Source organism: Actinoplanes missouriensis 431 (genome assembly GCF_000284295.1).
In the GTDB taxonomy this organism is placed as follows: Bacteria; Actinomycetota; Actinomycetes; order Mycobacteriales; family Micromonosporaceae; genus Actinoplanes; species Actinoplanes missouriensis.
Window position 1 is genome coordinate 6821846 of record NC_017093.1, and the last position, 19451, is coordinate 6841296.

Below are 19451 nucleotides of genomic sequence, written 5' to 3' on the forward strand. Positions count from 1 at the left end.
TTCATGGCACGAGAACATCGGCGCCTGACCGGACTCGCACCGATCGCGATGGGGAGCGCCATCGCGATCGCCGCCATTCTGTCACCGCTGCTGCTCGCCGTGATCAGTCAGTTCTGGCACATCGACTGGCCTTATCTGAGCGAGGTGGGACAGGCCTACGGATTCGCGTCGGCGATGTTCTCCGCGCTGGCGCTTCTTGCGGTCTCGCTCTCCGTCATCGCGCAGGCACGCTCCAACCACATGGCGCGTGTTCAGGCATTCCACACCATGCAGTCGTCGCTCGTGCAGATCGGCCTCTCGGATCCGGCCGTCTACATGCCCTGTTACGGCGCTTCCGGCCCGGAAGATATCAAGCGATCACAGCAGAGCCTGTTCTGCACCTTGCGAGCGAATTACTGGCTGGCCGCTTTCGAACAGGGCGAGCTGGACGAACCCCTGTTGCGGGCGGAATTCGCCCCGGAGATATACGGCAACCCGGTGTCCCGGCAATGGTGGGAGACAGCGCGGCCGCATTGGAACTTCCCGACCGCGCCGGCTCATCGGAAACGCATGGCGGAAATCCTCGACGAGGAGTTCTCGAAACACGTCCCCGAGGACGGTATGGCGACGGACTTCATCCGCCGGGCCAACCTCGGCCCGGCGGAGGAGGACGGTCAGCCGTAGATCGCGCGGTTCGCTCCGGTGATTAGGGCTCGGTAGAGATCCCCCGTCACCGCCCGATCACGCGCCAGCGCCGCCCGCGCCGCGTTCGCGCCCGGGGCGCCGTGGACGCCGCCGCCCGGGTGGGCGGACGCGCTGCCCAGGAAGAGGCGGTCGACCGGGGTGTCGGACCGGCCGAGACCCGGGATCGGGCGCAGGAACAGCTGCTGGAACGCCGCTGACGTCCCGCCGCCGAGGGCGCCGCCGACCAGGGACGGGTTCTCGTTCTCCAGGTCCGTCGGGGAGAAGACGTTGCGGCCCACGACCGCGCTGCGGAAGCCCGGAGCGTGGTCCTCGATCACCGTTTCCATCCGTTCCACGTGCTCGCTGATCTCGTCGGCCGACCAGCTCTTGCGGTGCGGCAGGTGGGTGTACGCCCACATCGACTCGGTGCCGGCCGGCGAGTGCGCCGGGTCGGCCGTGGTCATCTGGCCGAGCAGCAGGAACGGTTTCGGCGGGAGTTCGTCGGTGGCGATCTGCGCCGCGTACCGGGTGAGGTCGTTGAGATCGGCGCCGAGGTGCACGGTGCCGGCGCCGGAGGCAGCCGGGTTGGTCCACGGCACCGCGGACTGCACCGCCCAGTCGACCTTGAGGGTGGCGCCGTCCCAGCGGAAGTGGGCGAGGTCCTCGACGAGCCGGGGCGGCAGCCAGCGCTCGCCGACCAGGTCCAGGTAGAGGGCCGGGGCCGGCACGTCGGCGATCACCGCGCGGCGGGCCCGCCAGTCCCGGCCGTCGGTGGTGCGCACACCCATCGCCCGGCCGCGCGCCACCAGGATCCGCTCGACCGGAGCCTGGTAGACGATCTCCCCGCCGCGGGCGGTGAGCCGGTTCACCAGCGCGCTGGTGATCTCCTGGGCGCCACCGGTGGGGACCGGCCAGCCGAACTCCTGGCCGAGCATGGCGAGCAGCCAGCCGTAGACGCCGCTGCCGGCCTGTTCCGGGGAGAGGTCGGTGTGCAGGGCGCAGCCGGCCAGGGCCAGGGTCGCGCCCTCACCTCGGAACAGTTCGGAGCCGAGCTCCCGGACGGACAGGAGCAGACGCCGCGCCAGGCGCAGGGCGCCGCTGACGCGCAGGTCGCGCACCAGGCCGAGGCCCGAGGTGACCGGCGGGAACGGGGTGAAGAGGGTGTCCAGCATCCGCCCGGAGACGGATTTCCAGTCGTCGTACGCGTGCCGCCACCGCTCGCCGTCACCGGGCGCGAACTGCTCCATCGACGCCATCGTGCGGTCCAGGTCGCGGTTGATGGTGGCGGCCCGGCCGTCCGGCAGCAGGTGGGTGAGCACGTCCGGCGCGTGCCGCCAGCTCAGTCCCTGCTCCTCCAGGCGCAGCGCCCGCATCACCGGCGACGCGTAGCCCAGCGGGTAGAACGAGCTGAACAGGTCGGACAGGTACCCGGGGGCGGTCACGAACCCGGAACGCACCGCCCCGCCGGGGTGCGGTGTCGCTTCCAGGACGCGCACCGTCCAGCCCGCGTCGGCAAGAAGATTTGCCGCCACCAATCCGTTGTGCCCGGCGCCGACGACTATCGCATCCACGGTCTCCACAGCGGAACGCTACCCGCCGTCGCGCGGGACAAACAGCGTTTAGGCCGCTGTCGCCCGGGCACCTTGAAGATCACGGATCGTGCACTGAACGAGTGGACGCAGCAAAGGCAGTGAAGGGAGAAACTCGTGAGCACCGTCACCGAGTTCGTTGACGTCAACGTCCCGGTACGCACCGCCTACAACCAGTGGACCCAGTTCGAGGACTTTCCGCGGTTCATGGAGGGCGTCAGCGAGATCCGTCAGGTCGACGACACGCACACCCACTGGAAGACCGAGATCGCCGGGGTGAAGCGTGAGTTCGACGCGGAGATCACGGAGCAGCTGCCGGACGAGCGTGTCGCCTGGCACGCCACGGACGGCGAGAAGCAGGCCGGCGTGGTGACGTTCCACCGGATCGACGAGACGCACACCCGGGTCACCGTCCAGATGGACTTCGACCCGCAGGGCTTCGTCGAGACCGCCGGCGACAAGCTGGGGATCGTCGACCGCCGGGTCAAGGGTGACCTGCACCGGTTCAAGGAGTTCATCGAGAGCCGCGGCGGCATCGAGACCGGCGCCTGGCGCGGCCAGGTGGATCGGCCCGGAATCTGACAGGTTCCGACGTTGGTCAAGCTTGGGACGGCCGCCTCCGGGCGGCCGTTTCGCTTTTCCGGGTACGGGTAACGCACTCCCATGACTGATCAAGAGCAGGACGGCGTGTGGCGCGACGAGGAGAAGCTGCCTCTGAGCGAGCTCAACAAGGCGATGGCCACGTGGGACATCGACGGGCAGAACGACGCCAGTGACAACGACACCGGTCAGGAGCCGAACGAGGCGAGCGACCGGCCGAGCACGACCGGCCACACCGGCCCGCACTGACCTGTCCCGCGTTCACCTCGGGTCCCGGCGGCGCACCGTCATGTCGCCCAGACCCGAGCGCACCCGGATCGCGTACCGGTCGGCGGCCCGCCGGTAACCGGGCTCCCGCAGCACCGTCCCGGCCGGGGTCCCGTTGTTCGCGGTCCACGGCGTCACCACCGAGCCGGCCCCCTGGTCGAACCGGATCCGGAACGGCGCCGCGGTCCGAGCCGTCACCACGGCGGAGCCCACCCCTCCGGTGAACGTGACGGGCACCGTGCCGACCGGGTCCGGCAGCGACAGTTCGGCCAGCCCGGACGAGCCGAGGACGACCCGTTTCACCCGGCCGTGCCGCAGGTTCAGCTGCTGCTCCCCGGCGCCGGCCGGCAGCCGGATGTCCCAGCGGACGTCCCGGTTCAGGATGATGCGCAGCTCGTCCAGGCCCTCACCGTCCGTGACGCGCAGCCGGACCACGACCCGGCCGCCGCGGCGGAACACCCGCGGGGCGACGCCGGCGTCCGGTCCGGTCGTGATCCGGTAGAGCTGGCCGGGCAGGTGAGCGAACTGGACGCGTACCCGGCTCGCCGCGTCCCCCACGGTGAGCCAGGCGCCCTTGCGGCGCTGCAGCGGGCCGGCCAGCACCCGGACCGGCTGGTCGGCGGCGGGTGGCGCCGCCCGCAGCGTCGCCGGTTCGGCGATCCTCGGCTCGGGCGACGGCGGCGAAGAGGGCGGGCTGACCGTGCAGGAAGCCGTCAACACGGCTCCTACCAGCACGGACAGGCCGGGAAGGACCATGCTTGAGCGGTGGCGGCGCAAGGCGGTGGGCACCATCGGACAACGCAGAATCGGCCGAACGGGTGACGGCGAAGCTGGCTGATCGAGTAAGACTGTCCGGGTGCGATCTGCCGGATTTCTTACCGAACGTCAGCGCCGTCTCGCCTGGGTGGGTTTCCTGCTCGCCGCTTTCCAGGCCCCGCTGGCCGCGAAACTGATCGACGACGCCTCCTGGTTCCTGGCCGTCGTCGTGGCCCTCCTCGTCGCCACCGTGATCATCGCGGACGACGCCCAGCGGCGCCGTCCCGAGACAGCTGACTACGCGGAGTAATCCGGCTGGGCCTCATGCCCGGTCCGCCCGTGGGTGCGCCGCTGCTCCTTGAGCTCCGCCTCGTACAGGTGGCGGCGGCCCTGCGCCAGCTGGTCACGGGCGTCCCGCTCGACCGCGCGGAACTCCGCGTAGTACCCGTCGTCGAACTCCTCGACGATCTGGAAGGTCCAGTGCCCCGGGATGACGTTCCGGCCGATCAGCTCACGCTGGATCCGCTCGGCCATCTCGGTCTGCCCGGCCTGCATGAAGAGCGACACCGCCTCGTCCAGCATGAAATCGGCGGTGCCGGTCAGCTGGTGCATCGAGTACAGGTGCCCGCGAACCCGCTCGACCGTCTCCAGCGCCTCGCTCAGCTTGCCGAGCGCCTGCACGGTCGTGTCGTCGAGCCCGGCCGGCCGGCGGTGCTGCTCGTCCGGCCCGTCGGTGTGCGTGCTCATGCCTCTCCTCTCGTCGGCCGATCACGCTCTTTCCCCACCGAGCCGACTTCAACCGAGCTGCACCTGTTCGGAAAACCGTTGGCGACCCGAGGCTCCTTAACGTTTCTTCTCATGAATGGCCTGTTCAGCAACGCCGCCGCCCGCTCCGCCCAGCGTTCCGCTCACGCGTCGCTCGCCGACCTCACCGCCGCCGTCGGTGTGAGCGGCTTCGCCGCCACCGCCGCGAACCCCGGCCTCATGTCCGTCATCGACCAGCACGCCGCCGGTGTGCGGGACAGCCTCGACGCCGACGCCCGCCCGCTGACCGCGATCCTGCTCGCCGCGTACGCCGAGGGTGTCCGCGACGCCGCCCTGCAGCACGGCTGGCAGGCCCCCGAGGGCGAGATCGACTGGACCGAGAACGACTGGGTGCTGCGCCGCCTGCTGGCGATCTGCATGCTGGCCCGGACGCTGCCGGCGCCGCGCTGACCAGCTGATTCCACGGCCGGACCGCGGCCAGCACATCCGACCGTAGAAAGGGCCGGCCTCACCCGAGGCCGGCCCCGCGCCTTTTCTCCCGGTGCGTGGTCGCACCGCCTTTTCCCGGTGCGTGGTCGCACCGCCTTCTCCCGGTGCGTGGTCGCACCGCCTTCTCCCGGTGCGTGGTCGCACCGCCTTCTCCCGGTGCGTGGTCGCACCGCCTACTCCCGGTGCGTGGTCGCACCGCCGCACGAGCCGGAATGCCTACCGTCGGCTCATGACTCCCCGACTTCCCGCCGACCCCACGATCGGGTCGCGCATCCGGGCCCGCCGCCTGCTGCGTGGGTGGAGCATCCGGTACGCGTCGAGCCGCGCCGGCATCTCCCACACCACCTGGAGCCGGATCGAGCGCGGCCTGCTCGCCGCCGACAACAGGTTCATGCTGGCCGGCCTCGCCGCGGCGCTCGACTGCTCCCCGGCCGAGCTGGCCGGCGTCCCGGTCCCGATCACCGACCGAGCCGTCGTGGCCGCCCACGCCGCCGTCCACGCCGTCCGCCAGTCCCTCGTCGAGCTGGACCTCTCCGAACACGAACCCAAACACGAACGCGAACCCGAACACGGACGCGAACCCGAACACGGGCCCCAGCCCGGACCGGATCGGCCGGTCGCGGAGCTGGCTCGCGGTGCCGCCCTGCTCGACGATCTGCGGCAGTCCTGCGATTACGCCGGCGCCGCCCGGCTCCTCCCCGGCCTGCTGCGCGACCTGCACACCGCCGTCACCGGACCGGAACGCCGCCCCGCCCTGCGCCTGCTCTGCGACGTCACCTTCATCGCCTCCTCGGTGCTGCGCAACCTCGGCCATCCCGCGGACGCCTGGCTCGGCGCCGAACGCTGCCGGGACGCTGCCGCGGCGGCCGGTGATCCGGTGCTGCTGGCGTACGCCGCCTACGCCCGGGCGAGCGCCGCGGCCGCCTGCGGCTCGTTCGACCGAGGGCTGGCCCTGGCGGCACGCGCGGCCGACGACATCGCCTCGCACACCGCCCGGTCCGGCGGCCTGGCGGTGCTCGGCTCGTTGCAGCTGCTCTGCGCGTTCGCCAGCCGCGGTCAGGGCCGTCTCGACGACAGCCGGACGTGGTCGGCCGAGGCCGCGGCGCTGGCGGACCGCACCGGCGAGACCACCACGATGGGCCTCTACTTCGGTCCGGCGAACGTCGGTTTCTGGCGGATCGGCATCGAGGTCGACGGCGGCGATCCCGGCGCGGCCGTGGAGATCGCCCGTGGCACCGACCCGGCGATCCTGCCGGCCGGGTTCCGGCAGGTCTTCTACTACGCCGACACCGCCCGCGCCCTGGCCCGGCTGCGCGGCCACGACCGCGAGGCGATCCGTTACCTGCTCATCGCCGAACGCGTCGCACCCCAGCACGTGCACACCTCGCCCCTGGCCCGCGAGACCACCCGGGCCCTGCTGGACCGCTCCCGGCGGGCAGCCGGAGGCACCGAGCTACGCGCCCTCTGCGAACGCCTCCAGATCGCCTGACCCCGCTCGCAAGCCGGCCACCCGGCGACGCGACGCAATGCCCAGCGACGCAGCGCAACGCCCAGCGACGCCCAGCGACGCGGCGCAACGCCCAGCGACGCGGCGCAACGCCCGTGGGCCGGGACAAGAGCCGGCGGGACTACTGCTTCGCCGGCCGGGAGCCCGGGTCGCGTCGTCCTTTCTCCAAGGGCGCGGTCACGTCGTCCTCCGCCCCCGGACCGATCACCTGCGTCGACTCCGGGCCGGGCAGCCGCACCACCTGGGTCCGCTCCCCCTCCTCGCTCTCGTCGATCACCACGGTGGAGTCGCCGTCCGGCAGCCGGATGACCGTCGACTCGTCGTCCGCCGCGCCCTGGGTGACCACGGTGGTGTCGCCGCTGCCGGGACGGCTCCGCGGGATCACCTCGGTCTCCCGGATCAGCGGCGGGGTGTCCTCCTCGTCCCGGTCGAACCCGGGGATCATGTGCGGCCGGTCGTCCCGCGGCACCGCGATCACCTGGGTCCGGTCGCCGGACAACTCCTCGTCGCCGGTCCACTGCGCGTCGGCGCTGCGGCGCTCCCAGTCGAGACGCTCCTGCTCGGCCCGCAACTCCCGCTCCCGCTGCTCCTCGGCCGCCCGCTCGGCCTCCTCCGCCCGGCGGGCCGCTTCCGCCCGGTGCTCCTCCTCCCGGCGGCGCGCCTCCTCGGCCCGGCGCTCCTCGGCCACCCGGCGCTCCTCGGCCTTGCGCGCCTCCTCGACTCTCCGCTCCTCGGCCCTCCGCTCCTCCGCGGCCCGGCGTTCCTCGGCCTGGCGCGCTTCCTCCGCGCGGCGGCGCTCCTCGGCCTGGCGGGCCTCCTCGGCGAGCCGGGCCTCCTCCGCCAGCCGCGCCTCCTCGGCGCGGCGAGCCTCTTCGGCCTTGCGGGCCTCCTCGGCCTGGCGCGCCTCCTCCGCGAGCCGGGTCTCCTCGGCCTGGCGCGCCTCCTCCGCGAGCCGGGTCTCCTCCGCCTTGCGGGCCTCCTCCGCGAGCCGGGCCTCCTCGGCCAGCCGCGCCTCCTCCGCCTTGCGCGCCTCCTCGGCCGCCGCCTGGCGGGCGCGCTCGTCGGCATAGGCCCGGGCCTGCTCCCGGATCGCCGCGGACTCGGTCGCGGCGCGGTCGAGCCAGCCCTCCCAGCGCTGCTGCATGGGCCGGATCAGGCCGCCACCGACACCCACGACGATCACGCCGGCGACGGTGGCGAGGATCGTGATGAGCAGGGGGCGGGTGACCGAGGTGGCGATGCCGACCTGGTCCAGCCCGGCGATCACGCCGAGCGTGAGGATCACGGCGGCGGCCGCCTTGGCGAGCACCCGGGCGTAGCCCAGATCGCCGAGCGCGGCCACGACGAGATCGTGGGCGGCGCCCGCGACGGCAGCGCTGACCACCACGATCACGACCGCCACGAAGACCTGCGGCAGCCAGGAGATCAGGTCGTTGAGCAGGTCACTGACCGGGTTCGGCCCCCAGAGCCCGAACGCCGCCTGCACCGCGATCAGCAGCACCACGAAGAAGGCCAGCCGGGCGCAGAGCTCGGCGGGGCTGGGCGCCTCACCGCGGAACAGCCGGCCGGCCGGACCGCGCTGCACCGCCCGATCGAACCCGACCCGCCGCAGCGCCTTGCGGGTCACCGTCCGCGCGAGCCGCGCCAGCAGGTAACCCACCAGCAGAATCGCGAGAAAGGCCAGTGCGTACGGCAGGAACAGCACCACCGACCGCCACATGTCGCTCAGCCCGCGGCTCAGCCCGTCCCCGGTCATCCGGCCTCCCTCGCCTCGCCTGCGACGCCTCCGGCGAGCCCGGACCGGCGCCCCCTTCGAACCTTAGGGCTCAGGAGTACCACGCGCCTGCGACAGAAGAGCTCGGGCTGATTTCCGACATGTTATGAGTCGCGGAAAGAGCCGGAATACGCGGTCACAGCGGCCGGTAGTACCGTCTCGCAGAGAACCTGACAGGCGTACGGTCATGAACCGGACGGTCGGACGGTGCGGCATCGTACAAACGGACCACACGGGATAGGCTTTCTGCATGGTCGGCTCGGGAGCGATCGGCTCGGGCGGGATTCGCCCGGCAGGGATCTCAACGCTGCCCGTGCAGGGGGTCGGGGCACAGCACACCGGCAGGGGCTGCGCGGCGCTGGTGCATGCCCACGATTGGTCGGCCACACCCCTCGGCCCGATCACCCGCTGGGACCCGGCGATCCGCGCGGCCGTCGAGCTGATGCTGGCGTCCCCGGTGCCGATGATGCTGACCTACGGCGCCGAGTGCCTGGTGATCTACAACGACGCCTATGCGGACGTGCTGGACGACCTGCATCCGGACGCGCTCGGCAAACCCGCCGCGGAGGCGTTCGGCGAGGCGTGGAGCCGGCACGGCATGGGCGACGTGATCGCCGAGGTGTACCGGACGGGCCGCGCGGTCCTCGAGCCGGAGAGCCAGGTGCCGATCCAGCCGGGCGGCACCGAGCCGGCGTTCTACACCCAGGGCCATTCGGTGATCCGGGACACGCGCGGCGAGATCGCCGGGGTGCTCACCGTGGCCGCCGAGACCACCCAGGTGATCCACCGGTTGCAGAGTCTCGGCGAGCTGACCGCCCGGCTGGCCGGAGCACTGACCATCGACGATGTCACGCGCGTCGTCCTGGCGTACGCGATGGCGTCCTTTGATCTTGATCATTGTGTGCTGGCGGTGGACGACGGCCTGGCCTACCGCTATGTCCGGCGGATTCGCGGCGAGATGCTGGACGAGGCCGACGAGCGGCTCCCCCCGGTCTGGCGGCGGGTCGGCAGCGATCCGGGCGCGCCGCTCGTCGCGGCCGCCGAGAGCGGGCGGGCGACGTTCGTGGCCGACGGCGAGCCGCTGCGCGAGGTGGCGACCGACCGGCACGAGCGACGGGTCCGCGCGCTGGCCGCCCTGCCACTGCGGACGCCGTCGCTGCGCGGCGCGCTGACCGTCGGCTTCACCCGCGCGCACAACTGGCTGCCCGCCGAGCGGGCCCTGCTGAAAGCCGCGGCCGAGCTGGTGGCGCAGGCGGCGGAGCGGGCACGGCGGTTCGAGGCCCAGCACGGCACGGCCCAGTTGCTGCAGCGCAGCATGCTGCCCGAGCACCTCCCGGAGCTGGACACGTTCCGGATAGCGGCTCGGTATGACGTCGGCGTGGACGGCAACGCGGCCGGCGGCGACTTCTACGACGCGTTCCGCCTGGCCGACGGGCGGCTTGCGATGGTCCTCGGTGACGTGGCCGGGCACGACGTCCGCGCGGCCGCCGTGATGGGCCAGGTCCGGGCCGCGCTGCGCGCCCTGGCGCTGACCGATCCGGCGCCGCCGAGCGTGCTCGCCGGGCTGGACCGGCTGGTCGGCTCGCTCGGTGCGGAGTCCCGCAACGAGGAGATCTTCGTGACCGTGGTGTACGGGGTGCTCGACCCCAACGACGGCACGATCACGCTGGCCAGCGCGGGTCACCCACCGCCGGTGCTGCGCCGCGCCGGGCACGGTGGCGAGCGGGCCACCGCCGAGATGGTGAAGGTGCCGCCGGGCGCACCGCTGGGGCTGGGCGGCCGCTGGCAGACCGGCTCGCTGCGGCTGGAGCCGGGCGACACCATCCTGATGTTCAGTGACGGCGTGGTGGAGCGTCGCGGCAAGCCGCTCAACGACGGCCTGGACGCGCTGGTCGCGGCGGCCGCCGGCTCGGCCAGCGGCGATCCGCGCAACATGTGCTCGCTGGCCACCGCCGCGGTCGAGGGCACCACCGACGACGACGTGGCGGTGCTCGCGGTGGAGCACGCGCTCGCGATGAGCCGGTCGGCGACCATGCAGGTGGCGGCCGAGCCGACCGGGCCGAGCCGGGTCCGGCAGTGGATGTCGACCCGGCTGCGGGAGTGGCAGGTGCCGGAGGCGGTGATCGGCGCGGCGATCCTCTGCACCAGCGAGCTCACCACGAACGCGCTGCTGCACGCCGGCACGCCGGCCCAGGTGCACATCGATTTGAACGCGGAGCGCCTGCTCGTCTCGGTCGCCGACACCGGCACCCGGGGCAGCGTGATCCGGGCTCGCGCCGACACGATGGCCAGCCGGGGCCGGGGTCTCGGGCTGATCGAGGAGCTGAGCGACTCGTGGGGCACCGACCCGACGGTCCGCGGCTCGACGGTCTGGTTCGAGATGTTGCTGATTCGCGGCGATCAGGCCGGGTAATGCGAAGGGCATGAGGCCCGGAGTTCTGTTCGACGTCGACGGCACCCTGATCGACACCACGTACCTGCACGCCGTCTCCTGGTGGGAGGCGCTGCGCCAGCACGACCGCGACGTGCCGATGGCCCTGATCCACCGGGGCATCGGGATGGGCTCCGACAAGCTGCTCGACCACCTGCTCGGCGAGGACCGGGACACTTCCGACGACGAGCAGATGACCACGGCGCACGACATCCTCTACGGGGCCTGGTGGGAGAGGTTGCGCCCGCTGCCGGGCGCGGCCGATCTGGTACGGGCGGTCGCCGCCCGCGATCTCGCCGTGGTGCTCGCCTCCTCGGCCCGGGAGCCGGAGCTGAAGCAACTGCGCCGCGTTCTGGACGCCGACGACGTGATCACGGCCGCCACCTCGTCGGCCGACGCCGAGGAGAGCAAGCCGGCCCCGGACATCCTGCAGGCCGCCCTGACGCAGTCCGATGTGGATCCGGAGCGCGCCGTCTACGTCGGCGACTCGGTCTGGGACGTCCAGGCGGCCGGCAAGCTCGGCATGTCCTGCATCGGCCTGGTCTGCGGCGGGACGAGCGCCGCGGAGCTGCGGGACGCAGGCGCGATCGCGACGTACCGGGACCCGGCAGCCCTGCTGGCCGACCTGTCCACCTCCCCGATCGCCAAGATCCGATAGATGCAGCTGTCCGATGTGGTGTTCGCCCTGATCGGGGTGGGCGCCCTGCTCGCCGGCATCCTCCCCCGCCTCGTCGAGAAACGCCCGCTCTCGATGCCGATCGCGTTCCTGGCCCTGGGCATGCTCGTCTTCGGCCTGCCGATCGGCCTGCCCGAGGCCGACCCCCTGCGGTACGCCAAACTGACCGAGCACCTCACCGAGATCGGCGTGATCGTCGCGCTGATGGGCGCCGGCCTGAAGATCGACCGCCCGTTCGGCCGTCGCCGGTGGGCGTCCACCGGCCGCCTCCTGATCATCGCGATGCCGATCACCATCGCCGCGGTGGCCCTGTTCGGCTGGTGGTGGGCCGGTCTGGTGCCGGCGTCCGCGCTGCTGCTCGGCGCGGCGATGGCGCCCACCGACCCGGTGCTCGCCTCGGACGTGCAGGTGGGCGAGCCGACCGACGAGGAGGACTCGGAGGACGAGGTGCGGTTCGCGCTGACCTCCGAGGCGGGACTCAACGACGGGCTGGCGTTCCCGTTCGTCTACGCCGCGATCGCCATCGCGCTGCACGGCGTCGACCCGGCCGGCTGGCTCGGCGAGTGGGTGCTCAAGGACGTGCTCTACAAGGGCGCTGTCGGTCTCGCCGGTGGTGCGCTGATCGGCTGGGCGCTGGGCAAACTCTTCTTCCGCGCGAAGCGCGACGCGCTTCGCCTGGCCCGTCACTCCGAGGGCTTCCTCGCGCTGGCCGCGACCTTCCTGGCGTACGGGGTGGTCGAGGTCGCCGGTGGCTACGGGTTCCTGGCCGTGTTCGTGGCGGCCCGGGCGATCCGTGCCGCGGAGCGGTCGCACGAGTACCACCAGGTGCTGCACGACTTCGCGGAACAGACCGAGCGGCTGCTGACCGTGCTGCTGCTGTTGCTGCTCGGCGGCGCGGTGGTCGGCGGGCTGCTCGCTCCGCTCACCTGGCAGGCCGCGGCAGCCGGTCTCGTGCTGATCTTCCTGATCCGTCCGCTCGCCGCCTTCGCCGCGTTGCGGGGCGCTCCGGGGACCACAGCGGAACACTGGGTGATCGCGGCGTTCGGGATCCGTGGCATCGGATCGTTTTATTACTTAGCGTACGCAATGACACACGCAAATTTCCCGCGTGCCGATCTACTCTGGGCAACCGCCGGATTTGTGGTCGTCGTCTCCGTCGTCCTGCACGGAATCGCCGCGACACCTGTCATGCGTTACCTGGATCACTCAAGCAGTGACGCTAAGTAATAGTTTTCTGCTCTAAACCGGACAATGGACCATCCGGTGGTGACGAAGCGTGTTCAGTGCCGTAGAGTGCTCAAGCAACTGGGGATGTCCACCATGGAGCGGCTCATGCGGATCAGAGGCTATGCACCCTTGACACCTTGCTGGGTGGAACTGGCAAGTGCGGACCCCGCCCGTGCGGCGGAGTTCTACGGAGAGTTGTTTGGCTGGGAGTCTGCGGGTGATCGGTTCAAGCTGGGCGGACGAGCCGTGGCGGGGCTCTCACGCAGCATGCCGGAGCGGCCGGACGGCTGGCTCACCCACCTGAGCACGCCCGATCCGACGAGACGCTCGAGCAGGTCGCCCTCTCCGGCGGCCACTGCCTGAGCCATCCCGCCGACGCGCACGGCGGCATGCGCGCGATCATCGCCGACCCGGCCGGCGCGATGCTCGGCCTCTGGCAGGCCACCGACTTCGCCGGCGCGCAGGCCCGTGACGAGCCCGGCACGATGTCCTGGCCGGAACTGATCACTGACGACCCGAGCAGTGCGGCCCGGTTCTACGGTTCGGCGTTCGGCTGGCTGCTGCGCCACGACTTCGGCACCGGCGAGTGGCTGAACCACGGGCACGACGCGATCGCCGGGCTGGCGGCCGGCTACCGCGGAGCCTGGTGGCGGGCCGCGTTCCAGGTCGCCGACATCCAGGAGGCGGCCGACCACTGCGAGCGCCTCGGCGGTGCGGTGATCTCGGAGCCGGTCGAGACCGGGCTGAGCGCCTTCGCCGAGTTGCGTGACCCCTGGGGCGCGCGGTTCTCGGTGGCCGCGCCGGTGCACCACCCGGTCGAGCTGACCGTCTCGCTGGGAAATCTCCCGGCTTGGGACTGACCGTTCGCGGGTAGTGGTACAGACGTTCGACACCACTACCGGGAAGGACGGCGTCATGGCGGACCAGGCGAACGCCGAGAGCGGCAACACGATCAAGGACCCGGCGGACTGGACGACCGGCGACGAGCCGGCGACCGGGGCGCAGGAGTCATATCTGAACACCCTCGCCGCCGAGGCCCACGAGGACGTTCCGGACGACCTGACCAAGGCCGACGCGTCCCGCAAGATCGACGAACTGCAGGAGAAGACCGGCCGGGGCCGCTGAACCGCCCCGCCCGGTGAGCCCGGCCCACTCAGGGCCGGGCTTTTCTTCGCCCTGCGTGTCAACCCGAGTTGACAGAGCAGCGTCTGTCAACGTACGTTGACGGCATGACCGAAGCGACCGACCTCGCCGCCGCCGCCGGCAGCACCGACCCACGGGTCGGGCTGCGCGCGGTCGTGGCGCTCCGCCGCCTCCTGGAGGGCCTCGAGCATCTCCAGGTCGCCAACGCCCGCGCCAAGGGCTGGTCCTGGCAGGAGATCGCCGACGCACTCGAGGTGACCCGGCAGGGCGTGCACAAGAAGCACGCCCGCCTCATGCCGATGCAGGACCCACGGGAGGGCTGACATGTTCGAGCGATTCACCAAGGGCGCCCGCAGCGCGGTGGTCGGTGCCCAGCAGGAGGCCCGCGAGCTGGGCCACACCGTCATCGGCACCGAGCACGTGCTGCTCGCGCTGACCAGCGACTCCTGGCCTGATGCCACCCGGCCGGGCAGCGCCGCTCCCGGCAGCGCCCGGCCAGGCGGCGCCGGGCCGAGCAGCGCCGTTCCCGGCAGCGCCCGGCCAGGCGGCGCCGGGCCGAGCAGCGCCGTTCCCGGCAGCGCGCGGCCGGGCGGCGCCGGGCGCGGGACACCCGATGGCCCGCCGAGCGCCGTCGCGGCCCTGCTCAGCGAGGCCGGCGCCGACCGGCAGCGGGTGCGGGCCGCGATCGTCGCGCACGTCGGCGACCGCAGCGCCGAAGCCACCACGCTCGCCGACCGGGACGCCGAGGACGCGGCCGCCCTCAAGGCGATCGGCATCGACCTGGACGCGGTCCGGGCCGCGATCGAGGAGAACTTCGGGGCCGGGTCGCTGCACCTGCCGCGGCCGGCGCCGAAGAAGAAGGGCATCTTCGGGCGGTTCTCCGCCGGGAGCAGCCACATCCCGTTCTCGCCGCGCGCCAAGAAGGTGCTGGAGCTGTCGCTGCGGGAGGCGTTGCGGCTCAAGCACAACTACATCGCGCGGGAGCACATCATGCTCGGCATCCTGCGCGAGGGAGAGGGGCTCGCGGCCCTGATCCTGGCCGAGCTGAAGGTCGACACCACCAGGCTGCGAGCCGACCTGACCGACGCCCTGTCCAGCCGGGCCGCGTAGGCCGGGCCGGCAGGCTGCGCGGTCCGAGCCCGGCAGGCCGCGCGGTCCGAGCCCGCGCCCGCGCGGGCCGGGCCCGGCCGCGCACGGCGGTCAGAGGCGGAGGCGCATCGCGGGATCGGGTGTGCGGCGGAAGCCGAGCGACTCGTAGAGCGGCTCACCCCACTCCGACGTCCGCAGGTCGGCCGCGCCCGCGCCCCGCTCGCGGAACCAGTCCAGCAGCGCTGTCATGCACGCTCGGGAGTACCCCTTCCGGCGCTGGTCCGGGTCGGTGGCGACGCTGAAGACGTACCCCATCAGACCGGCCGGGTTGCCCGGGCCGCCGAGACGCTCCTCGACGATGCCGAGCGCGCACGCGGCGAGCCCGGCGCCGTCCGGGCGGTCGACCACGAAGGCCGCCATCGTCGGGGACGGCTCGGCGAACCGCCTGCGGAGGATCTGCTCGGAGGTCGGCTGCCAGTCGTCGTTCCAGTTCGGCTGCGGGAAGCTCTGGAGCATGACGGCGCGGAGCCGGATCAGCTCGGCGGCGTCTTCGGGAGTGGCCCGGCGGGCCGGCACGTGTTCCTGCACGCCGAGAAGGCTAGCCACCGCGCCGAGAAGACCAGCCACCGCACGCCCGTGACAGGTCTGCGCCCAGCCGTGCACCCGTAGCGAAGGTCGCGCAACGGCCGCGCCCCGGCAGGTGGTCGCGCGGAGGTCACGGGACGGCGCGGGGTGCGGGGACGGGTCCGCCCGTACATTTCAGATTTGAAGTTTCAGATTTGAAGGAGTATGGTTCCGGGCATGGCGGAACCGCTCAGCGACAGTCAGTTGCGGCATTGGCAGACGTTCGTCGAGAGCTCGTGGGCGCTGCACACGAGGATGGAGGACGAGCTGCGCGCGGCGACCGGGCTGAGCATGAACGACTACCACGTGCTCGTCGCGCTCGCCGAGGCGACCGATCGACGGATTCGCATGGGTGAGCTCGCCAACCGGCTCGTGCTGTCGCCGAGCCGCATCACCTATCAGATCAACTCAATGATCAAACGCGGTCTCGTGCGCAAGGAGAGTTGTGCTGACGACGGACGCGGCCAGGAGGCCGTGCTGACCGAGACCGGCTTGCGGACGCTGCGCGAGGCCGCACCGGCGCATCTGAAGACCGTTCGTGAGCGCTTCATCGATCATCTGGACGACGAGGAGCTGGCCGTGATCGGCCGAGTCTTCGCCAAGATCAGGAAGGTGTGAATCATGCCCGCCATCACCGTCGACGACGTCCTCGTCCTGCCGCGTCTGCCTCGGCTCGACCCGATGACCGATTTCCGCCAGGTGCGCCGCCTGACGACCGCTCCACAGGGCTACGAGGGCGAGGGATTCCCGGTCCGGCGCGCCTTCGCCGGGGTGCCACTGACCGAACTTGACCCCTTCATCCACCTGGACCAGATGGGCGAGGTCGACTACGCGCCGGGCGAGCCGAAGGGCACCCCGTGGCACCCGCACCGCGGCTTCGAGACGGTCACCTACATGATCGACGGCATCATGGACCACTCCGACTCGCTCGGTGGCGGCGGCTCGATCTCGAACAGCGACACGCAGTGGATGACAGCCGGCGCGGGGATTCTGCACATCGAGGCGCCGCCGGAGCACCTGGTGATGAGTGGCGGACTCTTCCACGGCCTCCAACTCTGGGTGAACCTGCCCGCCGCCGCGAAGATGATCGACCCGAAATATCAGGACATTCGCGGTAAGGCCGCCGCCCTGCTCACCACCCCCGACGGCGGCGCGCTGATCCGCGTGATCGCCGGCGAGGTGGCCGGGCACAGCGGACCGGGCTCCACGTTCACCCCGATCAACCTGGCGCACGTGACCCTGCAGCCCGGCGCGCGCCTCGACCTGCCGTGGCAGCCCGACTACAACGCGCTCGTCTACACGCTCGCAGGCAGTGGCTGGGTCGGCACCGACATGCGCCCGATCACTCTCGGACAACTCGCCACCCACGGCCCCGGCGACGCCATCCGCGTCGAAGCCAAGACCGAACTCGACCTCTTCATCATGGGCGGCCGCCCGATCCGCGAGCCGATCGCCCACTACGGCCCCTTCGTGATGAACACGAAAGCCGAGCTCAAGCAGGCCTTCGACGACTTCCAGAAAGGCCGCCTCGGCGTCATCCCGGCGGCCCGGCTCCCGCACACCGACTGATTTTTCCGGTACGGGCACGGCCGTCCCGATTCTCCACGGCCGTCCCGTGCCTGACACGCTGCCACGTGCCGGGGCACGGCCGTTGCGCGGCCATCGCTACCGGCGCGTGGCTGAGCCGGGATTCGTCGAGCGGGAGGCGGCGTCCCGCACCGGAACCGCACGAGCACGCCCCGCGAACAGACGTTGCCGGCCCGGCCCGGCGGCCTCGCCGCGATCGATCGCGACGCTCGCAGATCTTGGAACCGTCAACGCCGGCTGGCGCTCAGCGTTCACAAAACGGACGCCGAACAGCACTGGCAACCAGCCGAGCGCGCCGAGCTGGCTCTCAGTGCTGCCGATGGCGCGATCGGCAGCATTCAGAGCCAGCTCGGCACCCGGTCAGCCACTCGAAGCGCCCGACCCGAGCACGAGGCGTTGATCACAGGAGCCCGGCGGGCGGTGCCGGGCAACTACCGGAACAGCCCGTCAGGGCATCATCAGCAGGATGGCGGTGGTTCCCGCCAGCACCATCAGCAGGACCGCGATGAGCAGCCCTTTCTCGGCGGATGCGGCGGTGTCGGGGACGCTCGTGGTGGCCAGCGGCTCAGCGCTCATGTGATCTGTTCCTCCGGGCGATCGAGGGGTTGCCGCTCCGCGTGCGGACGGCGGTCTGGAGGCTTACGGTGAGGGCGTCGTCGACCTCGGAGGGGTTGCTGTGCCGCCGCAGGAATGGCTTCTGACCGCTGCCGAACGCGGCAACCCGGACACCTCCATACCCACATGGAACACCGGAAACACGGTCGAAGCATTAATTCACGGGCAAAGGTACTTCGATCGGTTGGCCTCGGAGGTCGAGGCGCTGGAGGCCGGTGATCACCTCTTCTTCACCGACTGGCGCGGCGACCCGGACGAGCGGATGCGCGCGGACGGCCCGACGATCGCGGAGCTCTTCGCGGCGGCGGCCAAGCGCGGCGTGGTCGTCAAGGGCCTGCTGTGGCGTTCGCATGTGGACAAGCTGGCGTACAGCGAGGAGGAGAACCGCACGCTCAGCGACGACATCGAGGCGGCAGGCGGCGAGGTGCTGCTGGACCAGCGGGTCCGCCGGGGCGGTTCGCACCACCAGAAACTCGTGGTGCTCCGGCATCCCGGCCGTCCGGAGCTCGACGTCGCGTTCGCCGGCGGCATCGACCTGTGCCACAGCCGGCGCGACGACGACGCGCACCACGGCGATCCGCAGGCGGTCCGGATGGCGAAGGCGTACGGCCCGAACCCGCCCTGGCACGACGTCCAGCTGATGCTGCGCGGGCCGGTCGTCGGCACGCTGGACCTGAGCTTCCGGGAGCGGTGGACCGACCCGGCGCCGCTGGACCAGCACGGTCCCATCTCCACGGCCACCGACATGCTCAAGCACGAGGACATGCGCCCGGACCCGCTCCCGCCGCAGCCACCGGACCCGCCGCCCGCCGGGGAGATGACCGTGCAGGTGCTGCGGACCTATCCGGCGATGCGCCCGGCGTACAGCTTCGCGAAGCTGGGCGAGCGCACCGTGGCCCGCGGCTACACGAAGGCGATCCGCCGGGCCCGGCGGCTGATCTACCTGGAGGACCAGTATCTCTGGTCGAAGGAGGTCGCCCAGCTCTTCGCGGACTCGATGCGGGAGAACCCGGACCTGCACCTGATCGCGGTGGTGCCGCGCCACCCGGACGTGGACGGCGCGTTCGCGCTGCCGCCGAACCAGGTCGGCCGGGAGCAGGCGATCGAGCTGTGCCGCCGGGCCGCCGCCGACCGGGTGCACGTCTTCGACCTGGAGAACTCCGAGGGCACTCCGATCTACGTGCATGCCAAGGTGTGCGTGGTGGACGACGTGTGGACGAGCGTGGGCAGCGACAACTTCAACCGTCGCTCCTGGACCCACGACAGCGAGCTGTCCTGCGCGGTTCTCGACGGCACCCGGGACGGGCGGGCGCCCGCGGATCCGGCCGGGCTCGGCGACGGCGCCCGGCGGTTCGCCCGTGACCTGCGCCTCTCGCTGCTCGGCGAGCACCTGGAGCGGGCCGGGGACGACCGCGACGACCTGATCGATCCGGTGGGCGCGGTGCGCGCGGCGACCGAGGCGGCGGACCGGCTGAAGGAGTGGATCGCCGGCGGGCGGTCCGGTCCGCGCCCGCCCGGCCGGCTGGTGCCGCACGAGACCGAGCGGCTGCCGTGGCATCAGCGGGTGTGGGCGGTGCCCGCGTACCGGTTGATCTACGACCCGGACGGCCGGCCCTGGCGGGAGCGCCGCGCCGGAACCTGGTGACGGG

The 19451-nt window shown here is 71.8% G+C and carries 22 protein-coding genes; 16 read left to right on the forward strand and 6 right to left on the reverse strand.

Going from position 1 to position 19451, the window contains the following annotated elements:
- The first annotated feature begins 3 nt into the window (after window positions 1-3).
- Entirely contained in the window at window positions 4-663 is a 660-nt protein-coding gene (locus AMIS_RS31260; RefSeq protein ID WP_014446453.1) for a DUF6082 family protein, read from the forward strand.
- Here AMIS_RS31260 and AMIS_RS31265 read toward each other — a convergent pair.
- Entirely contained in the window at window positions 654-2243 is a 1590-nt protein-coding gene (locus AMIS_RS31265; RefSeq protein WP_014446454.1) for a phytoene desaturase family protein, read from the reverse strand. The genes AMIS_RS31260 and AMIS_RS31265 overlap by 10 nt on opposite strands.
- 126 nt (window positions 2244-2369) lie before the next feature.
- Between AMIS_RS31265 and AMIS_RS31270 the strand changes: the two genes are divergently transcribed.
- The gene (locus AMIS_RS31270) at window positions 2370-2834 is read left to right on the forward strand and encodes an SRPBCC family protein (protein WP_014446455.1); all 465 of its coding nucleotides are present in this window, start codon (window positions 2370-2372) and stop codon (window positions 2832-2834) included.
- An 81-nt stretch (window positions 2835-2915) separates the two neighbouring features.
- Window positions 2916-3101, forward strand: a complete 186-nt coding sequence (locus tag AMIS_RS31275; protein ID WP_014446456.1) for a hypothetical protein — start codon at window positions 2916-2918, stop codon at window positions 3099-3101.
- Between the two features lie 12 nt (window positions 3102-3113).
- Here AMIS_RS31275 and AMIS_RS31280 read toward each other — a convergent pair whose 3' ends face one another.
- The gene (locus tag AMIS_RS31280; RefSeq protein WP_231859127.1) at window positions 3114-3839 is read right to left on the reverse strand and encodes a hypothetical protein; all 726 of its coding nucleotides are present in this window, start codon (window positions 3837-3839) and stop codon (window positions 3114-3116) included.
- A 136-nt stretch (window positions 3840-3975) separates the two neighbouring features.
- Here AMIS_RS31280 and AMIS_RS31285 point away from each other — a divergent pair, with 136 nt between their 5' ends.
- Entirely contained in the window at window positions 3976-4185 is a 210-nt protein-coding gene (locus AMIS_RS31285; protein WP_041830174.1) for a hypothetical protein, read from the forward strand.
- On the opposite strand, the gene AMIS_RS31290 is transcribed toward AMIS_RS31285, so the two are convergent.
- Window positions 4173-4622 (reverse strand): hypothetical protein, encoded by a 450-nt coding sequence (locus AMIS_RS31290; RefSeq protein ID WP_014446459.1) that lies wholly within the window; start codon window positions 4620-4622, stop codon window positions 4173-4175. The two genes, AMIS_RS31285 and AMIS_RS31290, sit on opposite strands and share 13 nt — an antisense overlap.
- Before the next feature lie 111 nt (window positions 4623-4733).
- On the opposite strand from AMIS_RS31290, the gene AMIS_RS31295 reads away from it, so the two are divergent.
- Both AMIS_RS31295 and AMIS_RS31300 read left to right on the forward strand, forming a co-directional pair.
- A complete protein-coding gene (locus AMIS_RS31295; RefSeq protein ID WP_014446460.1) occupies window positions 4734-5090 on the forward strand; it encodes a DUF6401 family natural product biosynthesis protein in 357 nt (118 codons plus the stop codon).
- 268 nt (window positions 5091-5358) lie between these two features.
- Complete coding sequence (locus AMIS_RS31300) at window positions 5359-6618, forward strand: helix-turn-helix domain-containing protein (RefSeq protein ID WP_014446461.1); 1260 nt, start codon at window positions 5359-5361, stop codon at window positions 6616-6618.
- A 139-nt stretch (window positions 6619-6757) separates the two neighbouring features.
- Here the strand turns inward: AMIS_RS31300 and AMIS_RS44735 are convergent, their stop codons facing one another.
- Window positions 6758-8392, reverse strand: a complete 1635-nt coding sequence (locus AMIS_RS44735) for a mechanosensitive ion channel family protein (protein WP_014446462.1) — start codon at window positions 8390-8392, stop codon at window positions 6758-6760.
- Window positions 8393-8660: 268 nt separating this feature from the next.
- Between AMIS_RS44735 and AMIS_RS31310 the strand changes: the two genes are divergently transcribed.
- The 7 genes from AMIS_RS31310 (at window position 8661) to AMIS_RS45025 (ending at window position 14997) form a co-directional block, all read left to right on the forward strand.
- Window positions 8661-10823, forward strand: a complete 2163-nt coding sequence (locus tag AMIS_RS31310) for an ATP-binding SpoIIE family protein phosphatase (RefSeq protein WP_014446463.1) — start codon at window positions 8661-8663, stop codon at window positions 10821-10823.
- Window positions 10824-10833: 10 nt separating this feature from the next.
- Window positions 10834-11499 carry an HAD family hydrolase gene (locus AMIS_RS31315; RefSeq protein ID WP_014446464.1) on the forward strand — a complete coding sequence of 222 codons (666 nt, stop codon included), beginning with the start codon at window positions 10834-10836 and terminating at the stop codon, window positions 11497-11499.
- Window positions 11500-12744, forward strand: a complete 1245-nt coding sequence (locus tag AMIS_RS31320; RefSeq protein ID WP_014446465.1) for a cation:proton antiporter — start codon at window positions 11500-11502, stop codon at window positions 12742-12744.
- Window positions 12745-13133: 389 nt separating this feature from the next.
- Window positions 13134-13604 carry a VOC family protein gene (locus tag AMIS_RS44350; protein WP_014446467.1) on the forward strand — a complete coding sequence of 157 codons (471 nt, stop codon included), beginning with the start codon at window positions 13134-13136 and terminating at the stop codon, window positions 13602-13604.
- A 55-nt stretch (window positions 13605-13659) separates the two neighbouring features.
- Entirely contained in the window at window positions 13660-13869 is a 210-nt protein-coding gene (locus AMIS_RS31330) for a DUF3072 domain-containing protein (protein WP_041831479.1), read from the forward strand.
- A 104-nt stretch (window positions 13870-13973) separates the two neighbouring features.
- A complete protein-coding gene (locus AMIS_RS31335) occupies window positions 13974-14210 on the forward strand; it encodes a hypothetical protein (protein WP_014446469.1) in 237 nt (78 codons plus the stop codon).
- A 1-nt stretch (window position 14211) separates the two neighbouring features.
- Entirely contained in the window at window positions 14212-14997 is a 786-nt protein-coding gene (locus tag AMIS_RS45025; protein ID WP_014446470.1) for a Clp protease N-terminal domain-containing protein, read from the forward strand.
- A gap of 90 nt (window positions 14998-15087) precedes the next feature.
- On the opposite strand, the gene AMIS_RS31345 is transcribed toward AMIS_RS45025, so the two are convergent.
- Window positions 15088-15564 carry a GNAT family N-acetyltransferase gene (locus AMIS_RS31345; RefSeq protein ID WP_231859128.1) on the reverse strand — a complete coding sequence of 159 codons (477 nt, stop codon included), beginning with the start codon at window positions 15562-15564 and terminating at the stop codon, window positions 15088-15090.
- 213 nt (window positions 15565-15777) lie between these two features.
- Between AMIS_RS31345 and AMIS_RS31350 the strand changes: the two genes are divergently transcribed.
- Window positions 15778-16218, forward strand: coding sequence for a MarR family winged helix-turn-helix transcriptional regulator (locus AMIS_RS31350; RefSeq protein ID WP_041830176.1), 441 nt, complete (start codon window positions 15778-15780; stop codon window positions 16216-16218).
- A gap of 3 nt (window positions 16219-16221) precedes the next feature.
- Complete coding sequence (locus AMIS_RS31355) at window positions 16222-17169, forward strand: pirin family protein (protein ID WP_014446473.1); 948 nt, start codon at window positions 16222-16224, stop codon at window positions 17167-17169.
- A gap of 465 nt (window positions 17170-17634) precedes the next feature.
- On the opposite strand, the gene AMIS_RS44740 is transcribed toward AMIS_RS31355, so the two are convergent.
- Window positions 17635-17763 carry a hypothetical protein gene (locus tag AMIS_RS44740; protein WP_269447696.1) on the reverse strand — a complete coding sequence of 43 codons (129 nt, stop codon included), beginning with the start codon at window positions 17761-17763 and terminating at the stop codon, window positions 17635-17637.
- Window positions 17764-17863: 100 nt separating this feature from the next.
- Between AMIS_RS44740 and AMIS_RS31360 the strand changes: the two genes are divergently transcribed.
- Complete coding sequence (locus tag AMIS_RS31360; RefSeq protein ID WP_014446474.1) at window positions 17864-19447, forward strand: phospholipase D family protein; 1584 nt, start codon at window positions 17864-17866, stop codon at window positions 19445-19447.
- Window positions 19448-19451: the final 4 nt, after the last annotated feature.

Bases quoted from the DNA above. Each gene is read 5' to 3' on its own strand.
- AMIS_RS31295 (WP_014446460.1), top strand. From the start codon at position 4,734: ATGAATGGCCTGTTCAGCAACGCCGCCGCCCGCTCCGCCCAGCGTTCC.
- AMIS_RS45025 (WP_014446470.1), top strand. From the start codon at position 14,212: ATGTTCGAGCGATTCACCAAGGGCGCCCGCAGCGCGGTGGTCGGTGCC.
- AMIS_RS31315 (WP_014446464.1), top strand. From the start codon at position 10,834: ATGAGGCCCGGAGTTCTGTTCGACGTCGACGGCACCCTGATCGACACC.
- AMIS_RS31275 (WP_014446456.1), top strand. From the start codon at position 2,916: ATGACTGATCAAGAGCAGGACGGCGTGTGGCGCGACGAGGAGAAGCTG.
- AMIS_RS44350 (WP_014446467.1), top strand. From the start codon at position 13,134: ATGCGCGCGATCATCGCCGACCCGGCCGGCGCGATGCTCGGCCTCTGG.
- AMIS_RS31320 (WP_014446465.1), top strand. From the start codon at position 11,500: ATGCAGCTGTCCGATGTGGTGTTCGCCCTGATCGGGGTGGGCGCCCTG.
- AMIS_RS44735 (WP_014446462.1), bottom strand. From the start codon at position 8,392: ATGACCGGGGACGGGCTGAGCCGCGGGCTGAGCGACATGTGGCGGTCG.
- AMIS_RS31310 (WP_014446463.1), top strand. From the start codon at position 8,661: ATGGTCGGCTCGGGAGCGATCGGCTCGGGCGGGATTCGCCCGGCAGGG.
- AMIS_RS44740 (WP_269447696.1), bottom strand. From the start codon at position 17,763: ATGAGCGCTGAGCCGCTGGCCACCACGAGCGTCCCCGACACCGCCGCA.
- AMIS_RS31330 (WP_041831479.1), top strand. From the start codon at position 13,660: ATGGCGGACCAGGCGAACGCCGAGAGCGGCAACACGATCAAGGACCCG.
- AMIS_RS31335 (WP_014446469.1), top strand. From the start codon at position 13,974: ATGACCGAAGCGACCGACCTCGCCGCCGCCGCCGGCAGCACCGACCCA.
- AMIS_RS31355 (WP_014446473.1), top strand. From the start codon at position 16,222: ATGCCCGCCATCACCGTCGACGACGTCCTCGTCCTGCCGCGTCTGCCT.
- AMIS_RS31290 (WP_014446459.1), bottom strand. From the start codon at position 4,622: ATGAGCACGCACACCGACGGGCCGGACGAGCAGCACCGCCGGCCGGCC.
- AMIS_RS31350 (WP_041830176.1), top strand. From the start codon at position 15,778: ATGGCGGAACCGCTCAGCGACAGTCAGTTGCGGCATTGGCAGACGTTC.
- AMIS_RS31260 (WP_014446453.1), top strand. From the start codon at position 4: ATGGCACGAGAACATCGGCGCCTGACCGGACTCGCACCGATCGCGATG.
- AMIS_RS31300 (WP_014446461.1), top strand. From the start codon at position 5,359: ATGACTCCCCGACTTCCCGCCGACCCCACGATCGGGTCGCGCATCCGG.